Origin of the sequence: Stappia sp. 28M-7 (assembly GCF_014252955.1) — a bacterium.
Classification (GTDB): domain Bacteria; phylum Pseudomonadota; class Alphaproteobacteria; order Rhizobiales; family Stappiaceae; genus Stappia.
In genome coordinates this window covers 463,720-479,759 of record NZ_JACMIA010000001.1, presented here as the reverse complement: position 1 = coordinate 479,759, position 16,040 = coordinate 463,720, and the positions used below count along the sequence as shown (strand labels likewise).

Below are 16,040 nucleotides of genomic sequence, written 5' to 3'. Positions count from 1 at the left end.
ATGCGCGCCGCACCGACCCGGATGCGGCCGCCTTGCGTATTGTCCCCAAGCCAGAAGCGCGTCCGCCCGGTTCCAACAGGAGATCCCGACACATGCATGCCGTCGAAGTCCGCGACCACATCATGATCGCCCATTCGTTCAAGGGCGACGTCTTCGGCCCCGCGCAGCAGCTGCACGGTGCGACCTTCGTGGTCGACGCCGCGTTCTTTTCGCAGGAGCTCGACGAGAACGGCATCGTCATCGACATCGGCCGTGCGCACGAAGTGCTCAAGGAAACGCTGACGCCGCTGAACTACCGCAATCTCGACGACGTGCCGGAGTTCAAGGGCAAGAACACGACCACCGAGTTCCTGAGCCGTCACATCTTCGACGCGCTGGCCAAGGCCGCGCGCGAGAACCGTCTCGGCCGTCCGGGCAGCGAGCTCACCTCGATCCGCGTGACGCTGCACGAGTCCCATGCCGCACGGGCCTGGTACGAAGGCAAGATCTGATGACGGCCGCAGCCCGGCTCACCTTTCTCTATCCGGGCCGGCTGGAGACGCCGACCGGCGGCTATGTCTACGACCGCGAGCTGCTCGCGGCCCTGGCCGCCATCGGCGTCGAGGCAACCGCGCTGACGCTCGGCGAGGGCTATCCTGCGCCCTCGCCGGCCACGCTTGAAGCCGGCGAACGCCTTCTCGCCGGCCTTGCCGATGGCGAGGCGGTGATGATCGACGGGCTGGCCTTCGGCGTGATGGACGCCATCGCCGCGCCGCATGCCCAGCGGCTGCGCCTGATCGCCCTCGTCCACCATCCGCTGGCCCATGAGAGCGGCGTGCCCGCAGACCGGGCGGCGGAGCTGCATGCCAGCGAGCGCCGGGCGCTGGCACTGGCGCGCCACGTGGTGACGACAAGCGCGGCCACCGCCGGCGCCGTCATCGCCGAGTTCGGCGTCGCCAGCGAGCAGGTGAGCGTGCTGGAGCCGGGTCTTGTCCTGCCGCCGCTGCCCACTCGGATCCGCCGGCAACCGGGCGATCCGTTCCGACTGCTGTGCGTCGGCTCGCTGGTGCCGCGCAAGGATCATCCCACGCTGCTGGCAGCCCTTGCCGGCCTTGGCGACACGCGGATCACCCTCGATATCGCCGGCAGCGCCGAACTCGACCCGGCCCACGCGAGCCGGGTGCGCGCGGAGATCGACCGGCTCGGCCTGTCGCGGCAGGTGCGCCTGCACGGCGCCCTGCCGAAGGCGGCGCTCGAGGCGCTTTATGCCCAGGCGGATGCATTCGCCTTGACCACGCTCTACGAGGGCTACGGCATGGCCTTCGTCGAGGCGATGGCGCATGGCCTTCCCGTCATCGCGACCGGCGCCGGCGCGGTACGCGACACCGTTCCGGGTGCGGCAGGCATCCTGTGCGAGGCCGGCGACGCGGACGACGTGGGTGCGGCGATCCGGCAGCTGGCGGACGATCCGCGGCGCACCGAAACAATGGCACAGGCGGCGCGCGCCCATGCGCAGGGCCTTCCCGGCTGGCAGGACCAGGCCCGGCGGCTCGCCGCCCTGATTGCGGAGATTGCAAGATGAGCGGCTTTTCCGGCGACTGGCTTTCCGCGCGCGAACCGGCGGACCTGCGGGCCCGCAATGCGGCCGTGCGCGAGGCCTTTCTCGGCCACCTCGAGACCCGTGCGCGCAGGAAGGGCGACGCGCCGCTGGTGATCCTCGACCTTGGCGCCGGCACCGGCGCGACGATGCGCGCGCTGCATCCGCATCTGCGCTTTCCCACCAGCTGGCGCCTTGCCGAGCACGATCCGGCATTGATGGCACTGGCCGCAGACATGGCCGAACGCGACGGACTGGCGGCGGAGATCGTCGCGGCGGACCTGGCGCCGGGGCTCCCGGCCGGGCTGCTGGACGGCATCGACGCGGTGACCACCTCCGCCTTTCTCGACCTCGTGTCGGCGCAGTGGATCGACGGGCTGGCTGAGACGCTGGCCACGCGCGGGCTGCCGTTCCTCGCCATGCTGACCTATGACGGACGGCAGGCGCTGGAGCCGGAACATCCCTTCGACGAGACCGTGCATGCGGCGATGCGGGCGCATCAGGGCAGCGACAAGGGCTTCGGGCCGGCGCTGGGGCCGAAAGCCCATGCCCATGCCGCAGCCGCGTTCCGCAAGGCGGGCCTGCAGGTCACGGACGGCGCCGCCGACTGGGAGGCACTGCCCGGGGAAACCGCATTCCAGACGATGCTGGTGGAAGGCTGGGCGCAGGCGGCACGCGAGACCGGCGCGGATGCCGCTGCGCTGGAGGCGTGGCTGGCCCTGCGACTGGAGCAGATCCGGGCAGGCGAGCTGGTGACCCGGGTCGGCCATTTCGACCTTGCCGCCCTGCCCCGCAGCTAGGATCAGGTCAGGTTCTTCAGCCAGGTGAGGGGTTCGGAAAACTCCACCCCCATCTGGTTTTCCTCCTGCCAGATGACCTTGACCGGGGTCCGGATATTCTCAGGAAGGAAGACGAGGTCGACGGCCTCGCTGCGGGTCAGCGGCGTTTCCAGCTTCAGCCGGGCGCCATGAGGCGAGAGATTGACGATCCGGCAATCGATGCCGAACCCTCCCTTGCCCTGCAGCACCAGTCTTCCCTGCTTGAGCGTTCTCACCCGGCTGCTGCGCCGTGGATCGTCCGCGCCGTCTTCCATGTCGATCTCCATATTCCGGCCGCGGCGAAACCCGCCGCGGTCTGCCCCATTTTCCGGAATCTCAGTGCGGTTGTCCGCCCGCGGACCGCCGACCGTCAAGAGACTGCGGGAAGTTTCTTCCCAGATAACTAAGGCCTCAGACGCGCTCGATAGCGCAGGCGATGCCCTGGCCGACGCCGATGCACATGGTGGCGAGCGCACGCGACTTGCCGCGTTCGGCCAGCTCCAGCGCCGCCGTGCCGACGATGCGCGCGCCCGACATGCCGAGCGGATGGCCGAGCGCAATGGCGCCGCCATTCGGGTTGACATGCGCCGCGTCGTCCGCCAGCCCCAGCTCGCGCATCACCGCCAGCCCCTGCGCCGCGAAGGCTTCGTTCAGCTCGATCACGTCGAAATCCGCAATCGACAGCCCCAGCAGCGCCATCAGCTTGCGCGTCGCCGGCACCGGACCGATGCCCATGACGCGCGGCGGCACGCCGGCCGCCGCCCCGCCAATGATGCGGGCGATCGGCGTCAGGCCATAGGCCTTCACAGCCTCTTCGGAAGCGATCAGCAGCGCGGCAGAACCGTCGTTGACGCCGGAGGCATTGCCGGCGGTCACCGAACCGCCCTGACGGAACGGGGTCGGCAGCTTGGAGAGCTTTTCGGCGGTGGTACCGGCGCGCGGGTGCTCGTCGCGGTCAACGACGACCGGATCGCCCTTGCGCTGAGGGATGGTCACGGGGACGATCTCGCGGCCAAGGCGGCCGTTCTCCTGGGCCGCGACGGCGCGGTCCTGCGAGCGGGCGGCGAAGGCGTCCTGATCCGCACGCGCGACCTTGTAGTCCTCGGCGACGTTTTCCGCCGTCTCGGGCATGGAATCGATGCCGTATTGCGCCTTCATCACGGGATTGACGAAGCGCCAGCCGATGGTGGTGTCGTGGATCTCGGCATGGCGGGAAAAGGCGCTGTCGGCCTTGGGCAGGACGAAGGGCGCGCGGGACATGCTCTCCACACCGCCGGCGATCATCAGATCGGCCTCGCCGGTGCGGATGGCGCGCGCGGCCATGATCACCGCGTCCATGCCCGAGCCGCACAGGCGGTTGACCGTGGTGCCCGGCACCTCGACCGGCAGGCCGGCAAGAAGCGCGGCCATGCGCGCGACATTGCGGTTGTCCTCGCCTGCCTGATTGGCGCAGCCATAGATCACGTCATCGACGCGCGCCCAGTCCACGCCGCCATTGCGCTCGATCAGCGCACGGATCGGCACCGCGCCCAGATCGTCCGCCCGGACCGAGGACAGCGCACCGCCGAAGCGGCCGATCGGCGTGCGGACGTAATCGACGATATAGGCATTGCGCATCAGAAATCTCCCTGGTCCGGCCGGGCCGTTGTTGCCGGCGTCTTTTTCCCCGCCATGCGGGCAGGCGTCAACGCCCATCGCCGGCATTTAATAATTGATCGACCGGACGGTCAATTAAAACGAGCAGCGCCAACTTCCGGCGCAGGACGGCCACCAGCAGACGGTGGCTGCGAAGAGAAGACGTCTTTTCCGCCCTGCCCGCAGGGCTTGCTGATATAGCGTGTCCCTGTGCACGGCGAGGACGGCCCGGCGCGGAGGAGAAGTTCAATTTTAACCTTAACAAATTTCGCGACGGCGTCTGTATTCAAGTTTAGATATTTTCAATTCGAACATGCGACAACACGTCCAACACCGCCACAAGAAGCAGAAACAATTTAGCAGAGCGCCGAATTTACAGGAGAACGACAATGCCGATTACCGAGGACGTGAGGAAGATCATTGCCAGTCACGGCAAGCTTCCCGTGGATGTCGCCACGCTTGCCGATGATGCGGATCTCTATGCCGCTGGCCTGTCGTCCTTCGCCTCGGTCCAGCTGATGCTGGCGCTGGAGGAGCGGTTCGACATCGAGTTCCCCGAGACCATGCTCAACCGCAAGACCTTCTCCAGCATCGGCGCGATCTCTTCGGCAGTGGCCGAACTCGCACCGGGCGAGCAGGTGGCGTGATGAACGCGCTCGGCTCCGCAATGGCGATGACGCTGTTCGAGCGCATGCGGCGAGTGGCAGCGATCGCCGCCACCCACGCAGATGCGGTCGACATCGAGGCGCGCTTCCCGCGCGAGGCGGTCGACGCCATGCGCCAGGAGCGGCTGCTCGGCTGCCAGATCCCGACGGACCTGGGCGGCGACGGTGCATCGGTCGCGGAGATTTCCGAGCTTTGCACGATCCTGGGGCAGGCGTGCTCGGCCGCGGCGATGGTCTTCGCCATGCACCAGATCAAGGTTTCCAGCCTCGTCAGCCACGGCGAAGGCGACACCTGGCATCGCGCCTTCATGAGCCGGGTCGCGGGGGAGCAGCTGCTGCTGGCCTCGGCGACCACGGAAGGGGGCATCGGCGGCAACCTGCGCAACTCGATCTGCGCGATCGAGGTCGAGGGCGACACCTGCCGGCTGCAGAAGGATGCCACCGTCATCTCCTACGGCACGGAAGCCGACGCCATCCTCATCACATCGCGCGCGCACCCGCAGGCTGCCTCAAGCGACCAGGTGATGACCGTCTTCCTGAAGGACCAGTACACGCTCGAACGCACCCATGTGTGGGACACGTTGGGCATGCGCGGCACCTGCTCGGACGGGTTCCTGTTCAAGGGCGAGGCTCCGGCGCAGCAGATCCTGCCCCGGCCCTTTGCCGAGATCGCTGCCCAGTCGATGCTCGCCCATTCGCACATCCTGTGGAGTGCGGTGTGGTACGGCATCGCGGCCGATGCCTTCGCCAAGGCGCAGGCCTTCGTGCGTGCTGCCGCCCGCCGCAGCCCCGACCAGACGCCCCCCGGCGCGCTGCGCGTGGCGGAGGCTTCGGCCCTGCTGCAGGGCGTCAAGGCCAGCATCGTGGCAGCCATCGAGAAATACGACGCGGCACGGCTGGACGAGGACAAGCTCTCGGCCATGAGCTTTGCCGTGGCGATGAACAACCTGAAGATCGCCAGTTCGCAGACGATCCTGTCGATCATCAATCATTGCATGCTGATCTGCGGCATCCTCGCCTACAAGAACGGCACGCCCTTCAGCCTCGGCCGGCACCTGCGCGACGCGCATTCGGCCCAGCTGATGATTTCCAACGACCGCATCCTCGGCAACACGTCGACCATGCTGCTCGTGCACAAGCAGGACACCAGCCTTTATGGCTGATCGGGAGGGAACCATGGACATGCAGAGCTCGCTGCTCGACCGGCTGCTTGCCGCCGGCCTGCTGATCGACACCGGCATCGACGGCCTCTACGGCCGCAGCGGCGCCTTCGAGGACGTGATCGCGCGCTTCGAGAAGCTGATCGACGCCCATGCGCCGGCAGACGCGCGCCCGGAGGTGATCCGCTTCCCGCCGGGCATGAACCGCGCCCATTTCGAGGGCTCGGGCTACATGAAGAGCTTCCCGCAGCTGGCCGGCACCGTGCACAGCTTCTGCGGCTGCGAGCTCGATCACATGAACCTGCTGCAGTGCATCGCCGAGGGCGGCGACTGGACGGAAGGCCAGAAGGGCACCGACGTGGTGCTGACGCCGGCCGCCTGCTACCCGCTCTATCCGGTGGTGTCCAAGCGCGGACCGCTGCCGGCCGGCGGCGGGCTGTTCGACCTGCAGTCCTACTGCTTCCGCCATGAACCGTCCAAGGACCCGGCCCGCATGCAGCTGTTCCGCATGCGCGAGTTCGTGCGCATGGGCACGCCGGACGAGGTGATGGAGTTCCGCGAGGACTGGATGGAGCGCGGGCAGAAGCTGATCTCCGCCGTCGGCCTCGATGTCGAGCTGGACACGGCGAACGATCCGTTCTTCGGCCGTGCCGGCAAGATGATGGGCAACAGCCAGCGCGAGCAGAAGCTGAAATTCGAGCTGCTGATCCCGGTGACCTCGTCGGCCAACAAGACCGCCTGCCTCAGCTTCAACTACCACCAGGACCACTTCGGCACGACCTGGGGCCTGAAGACCGCCGATGGCGAGACCGCCCACACGGCCTGCGTCGGCTTCGGCCTGGAGCGGATCGCGCTCGCGCTGTTCGCCCGCCACGGGCTGGACACGGCCGACTGGCCCGCGGACGTGCGCAAGGCGCTGTGGGGCTGACCATGCCCGCGTTCGACAGGCTCTCCGCCCTTCGGGCCGACGGCTACCGGCCGCATCCCCTGCACGACGCAGGCCGGATGTGGCCGGAGACAAACTGCTATGTCGATCTTTGGATCGAGGTGCTGCATGCGCTCGGCCTGCCGGTGGAGGCGATGCTCGGCTTCACCGTGGCGCAGGATTTCGAGGGCGACCAGTTCACCTTCTTCAAGGTGCCGCTGGAGGACCTGGAAACCCTGTACGGCATCCGCGCGACGGAACTGGCGGTTTACGAGCCGGTCGAGCAGCATGTGGCGACGCAGATCGCCCGCGGCCGGCTGTGCCTCGTCGAGGTGGACAGCTATTTCCTGCCCGACACGCAGGGCGTCAGCTACCGGATCGAGCACGGCAAGACGACGGTGGCGATCACCGCGCTGGACGAAGATGCCAAGCGCCTGCGCTACTTCCACAATGCCGGCTTCTTCGAACTGGAGGGCGAGGATTTCGACGGGGTATTCCAGCGCGGCACGCATGCGCAGCGCCTGCCCTTCCTGCCCTATACCGAGTTCGCCAAGCTGCCCGAGACGGCGCCCGATGCTTCCCTGGCCGGCAATCCGCGCGAGATCGCCTGGAAGCTGCTCGCCGGGCATCTGGCGCGACGGCCGAAGGACAATCCCTTTGCCGCCTATGCGTCTAGCTTCGCAGCCGAGATCGAGGCCCTGTCGGAGCGTCCCTTCGAGGCCTTCCACAAATACGCGTTCAACACGCTGCGCCAGGCGGGCGCCAATTTCGAGCTGGCGGCAAGCCATCTCGACTGGCTCGCCGAGGACGGCAGTCTTGCGGCGGAGGCGGAGGCTGCACGCGCCATCTCCGAATGCTGCAAGACGCTGCAGTTCCAGCTGGCACGGGCGCTGGCGCGCAAGCGCTTCGCGGGTCTCGGCGAGGCCTTGACCCCGGCGGCCACGGCCTGGGACACGCTGATGGCGGGGCTGGAAGAGAAACTCCCCGCACGCCTGCGCATGCTCGCCGCGTGACGCGCACACGGTGCGGCCAGACCCGATATCGGGGAGCCAGATGATCGACCTTGCCACCCTCCCCGAGGCCGCGAACCGTCTCGCCGGTGCCGACTGGCAGCTCTGCGTCACGCCGGCGTATGCCTGGACGACGCCCTCCGACATGAACGTCGAGGCAGACTGGGTGCCGGCACAGGTGCCTGGAACGGCGGCGGCCGCGCTGGAGGCGGCCGGCCGCTTTTCGCGCGAGGCGCCGACGCCGCTGCACGACAAGGACGTCTGGTATCGCTGCCGGATCGCACCGTCCAAGTCCGGGACGCATGTGTTGCGCTGCGACGGGCTGGCGACGGTCTGCGAGGCCTGGATCGGCGATGCGCCGCTGCTGACCTCCGACAGCATGTATCAGCCGCTCGAGGTCGAATTCGGCCTCGATGGCCCGGCGGAGCTGGTCTTCTGCTTTCGCGCGCTGACGCCGCACTTCGCCCGCAAGGGCCCGCGCGCGCGCTGGCGCACGCGCCTTGCCGACGAGCCGGGCCTGAGGATGGTCCGCACCACGCTGCTCGGCCACATGCCGGGCTGGTGCCCGAGCGTGCATGCGGTCGGTCCCTGGCGAGGAATGACGCTCACCGCTCGCTCCGATGTGCTGCTGCACGACATTTCCGTCCGCACCGCTCTCAGCGAGGACGGCACCGGACAGCTCACCGTTTCGCTGCGGCCCGGCGACGGGCTTGCGCCAGGCGCACGCATCGCCTGTGCCGGCATCGAGGCGCCGCTGGAAGAGCAGGCCGACGGCAAGCTTGCCGCCACGCTGGAGCTTCCCGATATCGAACCCTGGTGGCCGCATACCCACGGCACGCCCGCCCTGCACGAGGTCCGGCTGGTCTGCGAGGGGCGCGAGGTGCTGCTGGCACGCACCGGCTTCAGGCGGATCGAGGTGGACCGGGGTCCGGACGTCAACGGCTTCGGCCTCCTCGTCAACGGCGTGCCGGTGTTCTGCCGCGGTGCGGTGTGGACCAGCGCCGACATCTGCGCCCTGCCCGGCACCGTTGATGCCTATCGCCCCTGGCTGGAGCTGGCGCGCGACGCGCACATGAACATGCTGCGCATCGGCGGAACGATGGCGCCGGAAAGCCCTGCCTTCTTCGAGCTGTGCGACGAACTCGGCATTCTCGTATGGCAGGACCTGCCCTTCGCCAATTTCGACTATCCGGCGAGCGATCCGGACTTCGCGGCGAAAGTCGCCCGCGAGACATCGGACCTGCTCGGCAGGACAAGCGCCTCACCATCGCTTGCCGTCATCTGCGGCGGCAGCGAGATGCACCAGCAGGGCGCGATGATGGGCCTGCCCGAGGAACGCTGGCGCGGGGTGCTGACCGAGGAGATCCTGCCGGGTGCGGCGGCAAGCGCGCGGCCCGACGTGCCCTATGTGCCGAACTCGCCGAGCGGCGGGGCCATGCCGTTTTCGCCCAATGCGGGAATCGCCCATTACTACGGCGTCGGCGCCTATCGCAGGCCGCTGGAGGATGCAAGGCGTGCGAATGTGCGCTTTGCCGGCGAATGCCTCGCCTTTTCCAATGTACCGGAGCCCGGCGCCGTCTCCGAGCTGGCTCCCTGCCACCATCCGGACTGGAAGCGCGGCGTGCCGCGCGACCGGGATGTCGGCTGGGACTTCGAGGACGTGCGCGACCACTATGTCCGCGAGCTCTACGGCACCGAACCGCTCGACCTGCGCTATGGCGATCCGGCTTCCTATCTCGACCACGGCCGGGCGGCCGTGGCCGAAGTCATGGAGACCACCTTCGCGGAATGGCGGCGCAAGGGATCGGGCTGCGGCGGCGCGCTCGTGTGGACCTTCCAGGACCTGATGCCGGGCGCCGGCTGGGGCGTGATCGGCAGCGACGGCACGCCGAAATCCGCCTGGCACGGATTGCGCCGGGCCTTCGCTCCGATGCGCCTCACCGTGACCGACGAAGGCACCAACGGGCTCGACATCCACTTGCAGAACGACAGGCCCGACGCGCGGGCGCTACGGGTCGAGATCGCGTGCCTGCGCGAGGGACACATGACCGTCGCCGGCGGCAACAAGACCCTCGACATTCCCGCCCATGGCAGCGAGAGCCTGCCGGCAACGGAGCTGATCGGCGCCTTTTTCGACACGACCTACGCCTTCCGCTTCGGCCCGCCCTCGCATGACTGCGTGCATGTGCGGATTCTCGATCCCGAAACGGGTGCGGTGCTGGACGAGGCCTTCCATTTTCCGCTCGGGCGCAAGGCGTTGGCGCGCGGGGCGAAGATCGTCGCCGAGGCGGTGGCAACGCCTGACGGCGGCTGGTGCCTGCAGCTTTCGAGCGACCGGATCGCGCAGAGCGTGTCGATCCGCGACGAGGCGTTCCTGGCGCTCGACAACTGGTTCCACCTGGCACCGGGGCATGTGAAGACGGTGATGCTGCGCCGCCGAGCGGGCGCCCCCACCGACGCAAGGCCGCAGGGCGTGCTACTGCCGCTCGGCGGGCAGCCGGTGCCTTACGCGGCGGGCTGAGCGCCCGCGGCTTCACTCATGGATTCGGCCAGGGCCGCGCCGATCACCTGCTCGCGCAGGGCCAGACGGGCGGCCTCGGGCGTAAGATTGTGGTCGGCATCCGGGATCATGACGACATCGATATTCGGATAGGCGGCCAGACGCTTCCACCCTTCGCCGAAGAACGTGTCGAGCTGCACCAGCCCCGGATCGCCCTCGCTGAAGACGAGGACGATGGCAACGCCGCGCAAAGACAGCGCCGCGAGATTGGCATGCACCTTACGATAGAGCCGCGAGAACGGTGCCAGACCGAAGAGCCAGGGCGCAAGACGCCGCTCGCCCTGCCGCCAGGCCCGCACGGCAAGGCTGCGCAGGATGCCGAGCGGGTCGGACTTTCCGGCGAGCACCCGCTTCCACTTGCTGGGGTCAAACAGCTTGCGGCCGTATTCGCTCGCCGAGCTGTGGCCGAAGCGGAGCACCTCGGCAACGTCGTCGCGCGGGTCCCACAAGAAGCGCTGCAGGTTGACCGCGACCACATGGGCGATGCGTGTGTCGGAGAGCGCGCCATTGAGCGCCAGATAGGCGCCGCCGCAATTGCCCGTGACCACGACGCGATCGCCGCCGCCCATCGCCTGGCAGAGGTCGATGGCGGCGGAGAGCTGCGCCGGCAGGCCCGCATGATAGTGGACCACCTCCGGCCCGCCGGGCAGCGGCCGGCTGTCGCCGATATCGGCAATGTCGAAGCGGAAGGAGGGGACGCCGGAGGCCGCGAGCGCACGGGCAAGCTCCACCCCACCGCGCGCCCAGCCCGCGCGCGGATTGCCGCCGGCATTGAGCAGGATCACCGGAAGGGCCTGAGGGTCCGGATCGGCCGGTGCGCACCAGACGCCGACCATCGTCTCCTGCGGGCCGAAAAGGCACAGCGTCTCCGTGAAGGACGGCCCGGCAAGCCGGGCGGCAGGCAGCACCGGCGCGCCATCGGTGGTAACGGGAGCGACACCAGCAGCCTGCGGCAGCAGGCTCTGCACCCAGGACAGGACGCGAGAGTAGTCTGCCTCCGGCACGAGAGAACCGGTCGGGTCGGTCATCAGCTCGTCATAGCCGGTCATGATGCCGGCTTCGCCGCCGGTGGCAGCGGCAAGCGTCTCGCACAAGGTCCCTTCCGCGGCGCGTCCTTCGCGCGCCAGCGCCAGAACCGGACAGGCGGGCATTTGATCGAGCGCGGTCAGATCGAGCGCGCGCAGCTCGGCGGCCAGCGCGTCGGACATCGGCAGGCCGGCGATGCGCAAAGCCTCACCGGGCCCGGGCGCCGGGGCCGAGCCGGTGACCTCGCCGATCATCACGGCGCGGGCCTGCAACTCGCGCAGCCACATGCGGCCCTTGGCCGGAGGCGCCAGCAGCACGAGGCCCGCTACGGTGTCGGGATGGGCGCCCGCATGGCGCAGGCACAGGGCCGCACCCAGGCCGAGACCGACCAGCACGACGCGGGTGGCGCGGGTGTCCCGCAACAAGGTCTCGCAAGCGGAGGCGAGCGCGGCGTCGAACGGGGCGAGCCCGCCGATATCGGCGGCGGAGGCGAGCGCATCGCCGGAGCCGGGCTGGTCGTAGCGCAGCACCGGGCAGCCCAGCGCCGACAGGCGATCGGACAGGACCCGCAGGGCGCGGCGGGCGCATTGCGCCTCGTAGCCCCAAGGCTCGCAGATCACCACGCCGACATCGCCGCCGGCCAGGTCAAGCAGGCCGACCGTTCCCGCGAAGGCCACCGGCAGGCGCGGGGCGAGGGCAAGACCTTTCATCGGCGGCGCAGCGCCTCGCATGTGCGCTCCTCCGGTGTCTTGCGAGCGATGAACGGCTCGATCGCCACCATCTGCGGCCGGTCGAGGCCGTCTTCCAGCGGCTGGACCGAAAGCGGATAATCGCCCCACCAGTCGCCGGCGGCCCAGATGGTCCAGCCGGTCCAGATGTCGGGGCGCGAGTTCAGCAGGCTGACGACACGGGCAAGGCCGCGATAGCAGTCGGGGCGGGCATGGCCGCCGAACTCGCCGAGAAAGGCGCGGTTGCCGGTTTCCTCCATCCAGGCGGTGACGCGCTCCAGCCCGGCAATCGCCTCGTCCACCTTGTTGCAAGCGGTCTTGGTGCCGGAATAGTCGTCGTCGAGATACTGGTGGATGTCGAAGCCGTAGTGGTTCATCGGGTCGACGACGCCGCGCATCACCTCGGCGTTGGAGCCACCTTCCTGGTCCGCGTACCAGTGCACGGCCGCTGTCCAGATCGTGCCGGGCACGAGGATGAAATTGTCCGCGCCGGCCTTGCGCACTTCGGCGATGGCCGCGTTCGCCGCCGGCAGCCATTGCTGCGCCGTGACGAAGGCCGGCTCGTTCATGATCAGGTAGATGATGTCGTCGCGCCCCGAAAAGAGCGGCGCGAGCCGGCGCCAGAAGTCGGCAAAGGCCTCGATGGGCACGTCCTCGCCGCCGATGTTCTTCTGGTAATACATGGCGAAGTTGCTGGGATCGAGCACCACCGTCAGGCCGAGACCGGTGGCGGTGGCGACCGTCTCCTGAAGCCGCTTCAGCTCGGCCGGGTCGAACTCGGCGAACTGCTTCTTCTGCAGTCGCTCCCAGCGGAACGGCAGGCGGATGACGTTCATGCCCTTGGATCGCAGGTAGCGCAGGGTTTCGGCCGAGGGGTAGATGTAGTGGCGGCCGAACTCGCCGGGCAGGACCTCGCCGAACTCGGCTCCGGCGGCATTGGCCCCGCGCAGGCACTCGGCGGCGTTCGCACCAGCCGGGCCGAGCAACAGCGAGGCGAGAACGCCCGCGGTGACGAACTCACGAACGCCCATTGTCTCCTGCTCCCGCCGCCTGGGCCGCCTCCTCGCTCACCGGCCGGGCGGCCGCGCGCTTCTCGCGCCACCGCAGGGTCAGGAAGGAAATGGCTGCATTGTCGACCTGCCAGTGGCGCAGGACCCAGCGCCGCGAGATCAGGTGCAGCGTCACCAGCTCGATGACGCCGGCCATGGCAACGCCCTCCGGCCCGAACTGGCTGGCCAGCACGAACAGCAATCCGAGATAGACCACAAAGACCACGCTGCGCGCCTTGAGCAGATGCGCCTCGCCGCCGCCGATCATCATCAGCCAGGTGCCGGGGCCGAAAAAGGCATGGGCGATTGCCCCGATGGACAGCAGCACGAGCACCGGAAAATGCTCGACGAAGGACGGGTCGAAGAGATGCAGCACGAAGGGGCCGATCACGAACAGCACCACCCCGCCGATGAGGGCAAGGGCGAAGCTGCCGGCCGAGAGCATGGAGACGAGCTTTTGTGCGCCTTCGTGGTCCCGCTCCTGAAAGCGGGCGGAGATTAGCGGCACGCCGACCGTATCGATCGCCAGCACCGGCAGGATCAGCAGGGAGGCGATGCGGGTAGCGACGAAATAGAAGGCGGCAATGTCGAGCCCGATGGCAACGCCGATCAGGATCGTCTCGAAATACAGCGCCGCTGCGGAGAAGAAGCCGTTGGCGGAGAAAGTCAGCGTCTCGCGCCGCCATTCGCCCGAGGGCACCTCGGCGCGCGCACTGGGTGCATGCAGGAAGCCGAGCCCTTCATGGGCGACGAAGCGGACGAACTGGTAGCCGACCATCAGCGCGAGCAGGCCGGTGACGATCTCGATGGCGAGCGCACCTGTCTGCAGCAAGCCTGCCCAGGCAAGCACGGCCAGAGCCACACAGGACAGCAGGCGCCAGAGGTTCTCCCGCGGAACCAGGGCCAGCACGATCCGCGCATGAACGATGAAGTAGCTCTGCATGTACTCGCTGAGCGTGAAGATCGCGCCGAACAGCAAGGCAATGGGCAGGTGGTCGTACGGATAGGGAATCCGGTCGGAAAACAGCCAGATGACGAGGGCGGCGAGCACCTGTCCGCCGCAGCCGATGCCCAGCCACAAGGCATTGTAGTAGAGGAGCGACTGGTTGGTTTCCCCGCGCGCATGCGTCGCCAGTCGGAAGTGCTTCACCAGCAGGACCTGCTGGCCGAACACCGCGATCAGGCCCAGCGAGGACCCCACGGAGAAGAGGAAGATGTAGAGGCCGTACTCGTTCGTATCGAGCACATGGCTCGCCACGAACAGCAGGGCGAAGCTCAGCACGGTGCTGCTGCCCCGGCTGACCAGGGACCAGAAGATCTTCCGAAAGCCCTTGCCGGCGGCGATCGCTCGGATCCGCTCGATCATGAGGCCACCTGCTCCCGCACACCGCTGGCGCGCGCTGCCGCATGTTCCACTGCAGTCTCCAGAAACTGGGTATAGGCTGCCGCGATCTGCGGCCGGTAGTAGAGCTCGGCAGAGGCGAGCGCTCCTTGCGAAATACGTTCGAAGAGGGCGCCGTCGCCGGCGACCTGCTCGATAAGCCCGGCAAGCGATGCTGCATCGCCGGCCGGGAACAGGAAGCCGTTATGGTCCGGAATGACGGTTTCGGCAATGCCGCCAAGGTCGGAGCCGAGCACCGGCACGCCATGGGCGAAGGCCTCGATGGCGACCCGGCCGAAGGCCTCGCGGCCGATGGAGGGAAAGACCAGCAGGTCGACCTGCGGGAAGAAGGTCGCCGGGTCCGCCCAGCCGAGGAACCGGGTCCTGTCCGTGGGAAAGCCCCGCGTCAGCTCCCTCGCATCGCTGCCGTCCGGCGAGGTGCCGGCAATGACATAGTCCACCGGGCGCGCGGAAGCGATCCGCGCCGCCGCCTCGCCCAGAACCTGCAGTCCCTTGAAAGGGGTATGAACGCTGAGGAAGCCGACGCGCAGCGGCCGGTCCGCCGGAAAGCGCCGCGCCGTCGCGCCGGGCACCGGATCGATGGCGCCGGGAATGCGCCGGGTCACCGCGTTGGGGAAGTAGCCGGCCGACACATGGCGCTCGATGACTTCCCGGCTTTCGCCGCACAGCCCGTCGACATAGCGGGTGAAGTGCCGCTTGCCGAGCGAGGTCAGCCAGCAGGTGGAACACTGGCCGTCGCAATTGCGCCCGTCGGACGTTTGCATCACGCCGCGCCAGCACATCAGGAAGGCGCTGCGCAGCGTATGCGCAACCGGAACGCCGAGCGAGCGGGCCGCCGCCCAGGAGGCGACGTTGATGTTCTCGATGCTGTCGGTCAGCAGAACGTCGGGACGGAAGTCCGCAATCTCCCGGCGCATCGCCGTGAAGGCGCGCGGGTTGCCGTTTTCCAAAAGATGCCAGGCGATCTTCTTCCAGGTCGGACGCGGGCGCCGGTAGTTCCAGTAGACGTTGGGCGGGCGAATGCGCCGGACCTCGAAACCGTCGGCCTGCTCCAGCGCCTCCTCGTCCGCGACATTGACGACGCGCAGCACATGCCCCTCGCCCGCAAGCATGCGGGCCAGCATCAGGGCTGAAATGGGCCCTCCGCCGTCCATGAAAGGAGGAAAGGCAGCGCAAGCCATCAAAATTCGCATCGGCCCGGGCATTTCCGTGGGTCTGGTACGTGCTGGTTTCAACTCACCACCTGACTAGCCAAAACATGTTAATCGGCCGTGTTCGCGGCGAGGTCCGGCACAAACGGGGTGCGGTTTCCGGCCAATGGCGTTAACCGGAGCTTGCCGCAACACAAGAGACCGGGATCGGCACCTGCCTTCAAATTTGCTTTACCATGGCAATCGAAACGAAAGAGAGACGCGGTGCCTGCAACCTGACGTTCATGGTCTGCGGCTAGCTTTCGACCAGACAAGACACGAAAACGACAGACTTC

At 68.0% G+C, this 16,040-nt stretch carries 14 protein-coding genes; 8 read left to right on the top strand and 6 right to left on the bottom strand.

What is annotated here, in order from left to right:
* Nucleotides 1-92 precede the first annotated feature (92 nt).
* Genes H7H34_RS02165 through H7H34_RS02155 form a run of 3 tightly spaced genes read left to right on the top strand, consistent with a single transcriptional unit; the run spans nt 93 to nt 2,376 of the window.
* The gene (locus tag H7H34_RS02165) at nt 93-491 is read left to right on the top strand and encodes a 6-pyruvoyl trahydropterin synthase family protein (protein WP_185924094.1); all 399 of its coding nucleotides are present in this window, start codon (nt 93-95) and stop codon (nt 489-491) included.
* Complete coding sequence (locus H7H34_RS02160) at nt 491-1,561, top strand: glycosyltransferase family 4 protein (RefSeq protein ID WP_185924093.1); 1,071 nt, start codon at nt 491-493, stop codon at nt 1,559-1,561. The genes H7H34_RS02165 and H7H34_RS02160 overlap by 1 nt, the downstream gene beginning before the upstream one ends.
* Nucleotides 1,558-2,376: a hypothetical protein gene (locus H7H34_RS02155; RefSeq protein WP_185924092.1), complete on the top strand. Its 819-nt coding sequence runs from the start codon at nt 1,558-1,560 to the stop codon at nt 2,374-2,376. The genes H7H34_RS02160 and H7H34_RS02155 overlap by 4 nt, the downstream gene beginning before the upstream one ends.
* A gap of 2 nt (nt 2,377-2,378) precedes the next feature.
* Here H7H34_RS02155 and H7H34_RS02150 read toward each other — a convergent pair whose 3' ends face one another.
* Both H7H34_RS02150 and pcaF read right to left on the bottom strand, forming a co-directional pair.
* Nucleotides 2,379-2,669 (bottom strand): PilZ domain-containing protein, encoded by a 291-nt coding sequence (locus H7H34_RS02150; protein ID WP_158592741.1) that lies wholly within the window; start codon nt 2,667-2,669, stop codon nt 2,379-2,381.
* A 136-nt stretch (nt 2,670-2,805) separates the two neighbouring features.
* Nucleotides 2,806-4,011 (bottom strand): 3-oxoadipyl-CoA thiolase, encoded by a 1,206-nt coding sequence (pcaF, locus tag H7H34_RS02145; protein WP_185924091.1) that lies wholly within the window; start codon nt 4,009-4,011, stop codon nt 2,806-2,808.
* A 413-nt stretch (nt 4,012-4,424) separates the two neighbouring features.
* Here pcaF and H7H34_RS02140 point away from each other — a divergent pair, with 413 nt between their 5' ends.
* Genes H7H34_RS02140 through H7H34_RS02120 form a run of 5 tightly spaced genes read left to right on the top strand, consistent with a single transcriptional unit; the run spans nt 4,425 to nt 10,310 of the window.
* Nucleotides 4,425-4,676 carry an acyl carrier protein gene (locus tag H7H34_RS02140; protein WP_067337794.1) on the top strand — a complete coding sequence of 84 codons (252 nt, stop codon included), beginning with the start codon at nt 4,425-4,427 and terminating at the stop codon, nt 4,674-4,676.
* Nucleotides 4,676-5,857 (top strand): acyl-CoA dehydrogenase family protein, encoded by a 1,182-nt coding sequence (locus H7H34_RS02135; RefSeq protein WP_185924090.1) that lies wholly within the window; start codon nt 4,676-4,678, stop codon nt 5,855-5,857. The genes H7H34_RS02140 and H7H34_RS02135 overlap by 1 nt, the downstream gene beginning before the upstream one ends.
* A 13-nt stretch (nt 5,858-5,870) precedes the next feature.
* Nucleotides 5,871-6,782, top strand: coding sequence for an amino acid--[acyl-carrier-protein] ligase (locus tag H7H34_RS02130; RefSeq protein WP_245164943.1), 912 nt, complete (start codon nt 5,871-5,873; stop codon nt 6,780-6,782).
* Between the two features lie 2 nt (nt 6,783-6,784).
* Complete coding sequence (locus tag H7H34_RS02125) at nt 6,785-7,792, top strand: DUF1839 family protein (protein ID WP_185924089.1); 1,008 nt, start codon at nt 6,785-6,787, stop codon at nt 7,790-7,792.
* Nucleotides 7,793-7,832: 40 nt separating this feature from the next.
* On the top strand, nt 7,833-10,310 hold the full coding sequence (locus H7H34_RS02120; RefSeq protein ID WP_185924088.1) for a glycoside hydrolase family 2 protein: 2,478 nt from the start codon (nt 7,833-7,835) through the stop codon (nt 10,308-10,310).
* Here H7H34_RS02120 and H7H34_RS02115 read toward each other — a convergent pair.
* Genes H7H34_RS02115 through H7H34_RS02100 form a run of 4 tightly spaced genes read right to left on the bottom strand, consistent with a single transcriptional unit; the run spans nt 10,295 to nt 15,708 of the window.
* Nucleotides 10,295-12,106: an alpha/beta hydrolase gene (locus H7H34_RS02115; RefSeq protein ID WP_185924087.1), complete on the bottom strand. Its 1,812-nt coding sequence runs from the start codon at nt 12,104-12,106 to the stop codon at nt 10,295-10,297. The two genes, H7H34_RS02120 and H7H34_RS02115, sit on opposite strands and share 16 nt — an antisense overlap.
* Entirely contained in the window at nt 12,082-13,134 is a 1,053-nt protein-coding gene (locus H7H34_RS02110; RefSeq protein ID WP_185924086.1) for a glycoside hydrolase family 5 protein, read from the bottom strand. Before H7H34_RS02110 ends, H7H34_RS02115 begins: the two co-directional genes overlap by 25 nt.
* On the bottom strand, nt 13,121-14,518 hold the full coding sequence (locus H7H34_RS02105; protein ID WP_120270309.1) for a lipopolysaccharide biosynthesis protein: 1,398 nt from the start codon (nt 14,516-14,518) through the stop codon (nt 13,121-13,123). Before H7H34_RS02105 ends, H7H34_RS02110 begins: the two co-directional genes overlap by 14 nt.
* The gene (locus tag H7H34_RS02100) at nt 14,515-15,708 is read right to left on the bottom strand and encodes a glycosyltransferase (RefSeq protein WP_256431569.1); all 1,194 of its coding nucleotides are present in this window, start codon (nt 15,706-15,708) and stop codon (nt 14,515-14,517) included. Before H7H34_RS02100 ends, H7H34_RS02105 begins: the two co-directional genes overlap by 4 nt.
* Nucleotides 15,709-16,040 lie beyond the last annotated feature (332 nt).